The sequence below is a fragment of the Candidatus Methanodesulfokora washburnensis genome (assembly GCF_003947435.1).
Lineage (GTDB): Archaea > Korarchaeota > Korarchaeia > Korarchaeales > Korarchaeaceae > Methanodesulfokora > Methanodesulfokora washburnensis.
Map to the genome: position 1 here is coordinate 1 of NZ_RCOS01000023.1, position 4,713 is coordinate 4,713.

General features: G+C 46.4%; 5 protein-coding genes and 1 pseudogene. 2 read left to right on the forward strand and 4 right to left on the reverse strand.

What is annotated here, in order from left to right:
• A partial coding sequence (locus D6D85_RS01370; RefSeq protein WP_125670290.1) for a DMT family transporter occupies positions 1 to 705 on the reverse strand: 705 nt, incomplete at its 3' end.
• A 101-nt stretch (positions 706 to 806) separates the two neighbouring features.
• Between D6D85_RS01370 and D6D85_RS01375 the strand changes: the two genes are divergently transcribed.
• Positions 807 to 977, forward strand: coding sequence for a DprA-like winged helix domain-containing protein (locus tag D6D85_RS01375; protein ID WP_125670291.1), 171 nt, complete (start codon positions 807 to 809; stop codon positions 975 to 977).
• A gap of 23 nt (positions 978 to 1,000) precedes the next feature.
• Here D6D85_RS01375 and D6D85_RS01380 read toward each other — a convergent pair whose 3' ends face one another.
• Both D6D85_RS01380 and D6D85_RS01385 read right to left on the reverse strand, forming a co-directional pair.
• Positions 1,001 to 1,684 (reverse strand): DUF1614 domain-containing protein, encoded by a 684-nt coding sequence (locus tag D6D85_RS01380; RefSeq protein ID WP_125670292.1) that lies wholly within the window; start codon positions 1,682 to 1,684, stop codon positions 1,001 to 1,003.
• A 34-nt stretch (positions 1,685 to 1,718) separates the two neighbouring features.
• Positions 1,719 to 2,912, reverse strand: a complete 1,194-nt coding sequence (locus tag D6D85_RS01385) for an MFS transporter (protein ID WP_125670293.1) — start codon at positions 2,910 to 2,912, stop codon at positions 1,719 to 1,721.
• A 205-nt stretch (positions 2,913 to 3,117) separates the two neighbouring features.
• Between D6D85_RS01385 and D6D85_RS01390 the strand changes: the two genes are divergently transcribed.
• Positions 3,118 to 3,750 (forward strand): GNAT family N-acetyltransferase, encoded by a 633-nt coding sequence (locus D6D85_RS01390; RefSeq protein ID WP_161969618.1) that lies wholly within the window; start codon positions 3,118 to 3,120, stop codon positions 3,748 to 3,750.
• Between the two features lie 128 nt (positions 3,751 to 3,878).
• Here the strand turns inward: D6D85_RS01390 and D6D85_RS01395 are convergent.
• Positions 3,879 to 4,713: pseudogene (locus tag D6D85_RS01395) on the reverse strand (hypothetical protein); the annotation flags it as partial.

Sequence of the window (4,713 nt, forward strand, 5' to 3'; positions counted from 1 at the left end):
TAATGTGGCAAAAAGGGGCTCTAAAGTTGATATAATGCTCGCTCTGCTTGCCTCAATGGTCTTCAACCCCTTTGAGTATAGCACATAGGGGAGAAGCGCCGTGAAAGCACCCAAGTAGATTGATGCGATGACGGAACAGAAGGTAATCCTAGTCATGCTGAAACCGGATACAAGAGCCCCCTCAAGAGCGGCCCAGAGGAGAGGGGCAATTCCGACGTCCATTGGATCAGCTCCTGCCGAAACAAGCTTCCTCGAGTAAACTATTATGCCGGAGTAGCTTAGAGCTGGTATTATGCCTATTATGTTTATTTTAGATGGATCCTCAAGAAGAAAAACCCCTGTAAGCGCCATTATAATCGAAATTCCCCTCTTTAAGCTTATTTTTTCCTTCAGAACTGGAACTGACACCAGAGAGACTATGACCGGGGCTGTATAAAGGAGAAATGCAGCAGTTCCAACCCCAAGAACAGCAGCTGATATCTGATAGGATATGAAAAGAGGTCCTGTGAAGAGAAAACCCATTATCACATATCTTTTATCGAGAAACCTGAGCTTAACAACAGGAAGTCCTATTAAAAATCCAAAAAGAGCTCTAAGTGCAGGAAGCTGCATTACATCTCCTCCACAGCTGTAGGAAAGCGCGCCGGCTATGCCTATTGTGCTCCACAGAAGGGCTGCTGTCACTATGAATATCTCTCCTCTCACAGCCCTTCAGGGAAACTTCTTTATAAAAAGAAAACTGTTTATCTAAATTATAAAATAAATCTTTTTATCAGGAATCAGTATATGGAAATAGGGGTGGGAGGATGGGGGTGAAGGACAAAATACTGGAGGAGCTGAAGTCCGGTCCCAGATCCTTAGAGGATCTGGTGAAGGCAACTGGAGCAAAGGAGGGCATAGTGAAGGGACAGCTAACTAGGTTGGAGAAAGCAGGGAAAATAGAGAAGACAGGAGAGGGGAAGTACAAGCTGAAGTGATCCCCTCAACCCATCCTTTTTCTTCAGGTCAGCAGCACTGCAACTATGCCTGACAGGAATATGCCATCAAATGTTCCAGCTCCTCCTATGCTGACAGTTCCAGCTCCTATCCTGTTTACCCTCCTCAAATTCATTATATCTGCCCCTATCAGAGTTCCTATTGTCCCCGAGCAATAGGCAACTATGGGGGCTTCAATTCCCCCCAGCAGTATGCCAACAAGGGCGGCAAAAGTTGGGGGAATTATCATTGGCGTCACTATGCCTACTCCCGGCACCGGCCTTGCAATCTGGTAAACGATCAAGGACTCCATCACTATACCGGCTATCGCAATTGGGATTGCTGAGGGATATCTGTACAGGAGATAGGCTGAGACAAGCACAGGTATAACTGCGCCACCGACATTGACAGCTACTGTTGTCGTCATCTCCTTCAAATTCCATGATGGAACCCTGAATGTTATCCCGAAAACGGATATCTCCCTGATGGAGACTATGGGAACTAAGCTCTTTATTTTCATCAACGGTATGTTTATGAAGCTTCCAGCAATGCTCAGGATCATTAGAATGAGGACAAGCTCTGATGATAATCCAAGCCTCTTCAGAGCAAATCCAACAAATCCAAAGAAGAGAAGCATGGATACAATTGCTACAATTGCAATTAGCAGGGCGTAAAATGTCCCTTTATGTGGCACATGAAATACGGGCATCCCTTATCCCTGAGCTGAAGCATAAAAAACTTATCTAAAGTTTGGCTGACACAGATCCCTGTGGCAGCAATTTCCATGTTGCAACTACTATGGGGACAAGCAACACAGCTGGGATGGCAAATGTAAGCTGCTCCACAGTGCTGTAGAGAACTCCACCTACTGCAGACATGAATCCCGCAGCATTTCCCTCAAGAAGCCCGCTTATCGCTATCACCTTTCCCCTTGAGCTCACATCGGTGAGATCTGATAGAAGAGCTTGAGCTGCTGGACCGGAGGAGAAGAAGGAGTTCACTAGGAGGGAGATGAGCAGATAGATCTCGTTTCCTCTTGGGGCTAGAGCTATCATCACTAAACCAATGGAGCCGGAGGCATAACCAAGGGACATGACGATGTTTCTTCCGATTCTATCAGCCAGAGATCCGGAAAGCAGTGTGGTAAAGGTGGACCAGACAGTCACCACTGTCGATATTATCCCCCACTCCTCAACAGTGATGCCCAGATACTTCACTGCATAGATCTGGACATATGGATAGGCCATGTTGTAGAGGGCAGCTACCGATGAGGTTGTGAGTATCAGCTTTCCGAGATCCCCTTTAAGCATTCTTAAAGCTTTTGTATACTCATTTACACCATGCTTTATCCCTATTTCAGCTTTATTTCTTATTATCTCAACTAAGAAAATCCTGATTATGCCGGATAGCACTGTTGAGACAGTAACGAGCAAGTAGAGAAATCTCATCCCCTTAATCAACCCCATTGATGCAACGATCAATGTTGCTATCGGAGGTCCAGCCAAAGACGAGATCTGGGATGGCATGTTGGCGAATGAAATTCCCTTCCCCCTTTTATCGGGTGGAAGAGAGTCGAACATCATGGCTTGAAGGGCTGGCTGGTACATGAGGGCTAGTGAGCTCAGGACAGAGCCTAGGAGTATCCAAGTCCAGTCCCTTGCAAAGACATAGATGAGTGTCAAGATACCATATGCTATTGTCATGGGGACCATTATCCTCTTTCTACCTATGGAATCAGCCAGATATCCCCCTATCAGCCTAGAGAAAGCCAATGTGACAGTGCCGGCCATGGATATAATCCCCACTTCCACCGGCCCTCCTCCCAGCCCGAGTATGAAGAGTGATGCATATACGTTGACAGCAGAGGAGAAGGGGCTCATCAGGGCCCATGTGAGAGCTATTATTGTTATATTTCTTTTAGCTATCCTTTCCTCCACAGGCCACCTTTCCGTCCAGCTTTATAAGTTTATGGACGGGTAAATGCAAAGGATGCGCACTCCATTAAGTTTATAGCTCTGTTTAATGCCTTTTGCGCAGTGAGCTCGAGTATGGAAACTGTAGGTATAGATGCTCTCGGTCGACCGTGGGGAAGTTCCTGCGGCGAGAACTCCATTTAGCATGGTGATTCACTTGCCTATAAGCATGAGAACAGCCTGTGCATCCGACTTTGAAGCCCTAGTCAGGCTATATTTTGATTTCTACAGCGAGTTGAGAGAGAAGCAGGGGTGGAGGGCCGAGAATGCCGAATCAATTAGGTCATCAGTAAAACAGTATATCGAGGACTCTGGCAGCATTATCTTCCTAGCTTTCGCGGATACAGATCCAGTGGGTTTCGTAAGGGTCTCCATAAGGGAGGGTTGCTTCTGGGCTGAGGAGATATACGTTAAGCCCGGTTACCGGCAGGCAGGCGTCGGCAGATCGCTAATGAACCATGTTGAGGAATACGTGCTGAGGAAGGGTGGCGACGCCATCTATGCCATGATATCACCCCAAAACAAGACCGCGCTACTATTCCTGAGGAGCCTAGGATACGACATCCTAAACACTATCGAGCTGGTTAAGCTACTGAAACCCATCCCCGAAGGGAAGTTTAGGTGGCTGGAGCTCCTTGGACTGCAGTTTAAAACGTGGAAGTGGGCGAAAGAGGAGTATAGCGAGCAGGAGAAAGAATACTTAGAAGCTGTGGAGGAATTTCTTAAAACAGGGGGAACAGAAAGCGAGCTCCTGCAGATCGTCACACAGGCAATTAAAGACCGCATGAAGAAAACCGGATGAGCGTGCTAATGCAAGAGCTCTTATCACCTATAGGGTTGAGATGGGCTTCAGGAACGAGTTTAGAAAAACATGCATCTTTTTAGCTTACTTTCCTCTACAAAGCTTTTTCCCTAAAATATGAAAAATCTTCATATGCCCTTTATTCTCCTGATAAGATCCCTCAGTTCATCAGCCTTCTTTCTCCTTTCATCCAGCATCTTCTCCTTCTTTCTTATCTCCGCCTCAGCTTCCTTTTCCTTCACCTCTTTTACCTCAACTCTTGCTTTTATCTTTCTTATTTCTCCAGTTATGTCCTCAATCTCCTTCTCCAATCTAGCTAGATCATCCTGAAGCCCTGGAAGCCTGCTCTCAAGCTCTGATTGAATCCTGTTGAGGTTAGAGGAGTACTCCTCCTTCAGCGCTTCATACTCCTTCTCTCCAATCTTCCCCCTCTTAGCTTCAAGCTCCTTAAGGAGCTTGTGATACCTGTCCCTCTCGCTCAATAGGTCATCTATTTTGTGGATTTTTCTCCTCCTTACCCTCCTAAAGGAGAGCTTTAATATAGCGTAAATTATGCCGATCACTATGAGAAGTGAGACGAAGAGAAAGGCTAACGAGAGCCAGCTGTAGAGCAGTTTGACCTGCATTCTAGTTGAAGCCACGCCTCCAGTTGTCTCAACCAATACTTCCACATCAAAACTACCTGCAAATGGTATTAGGGGAATTTCTATGGTTCTCTCGATTACCTTCTGCTTTCCAGCCCCAACTGGCTCGGGTTTATCGAAGGGGAAGGCATATTCGCCCAAGTATATCGGTATGGGTATTCCAAAAAGCTCCTTTGATGTTATCCTGAGCCTTATCCCGTTGATCTCTATATCCTTGTTCCCATGATTCCAAACTGTAAGGGAGAACCTTTCCTTGTTTCCAGGCTTCGTGGATATGGAACTGGGGGAGATAGCAGCCTCTATGCCCTGAGCTGAGATG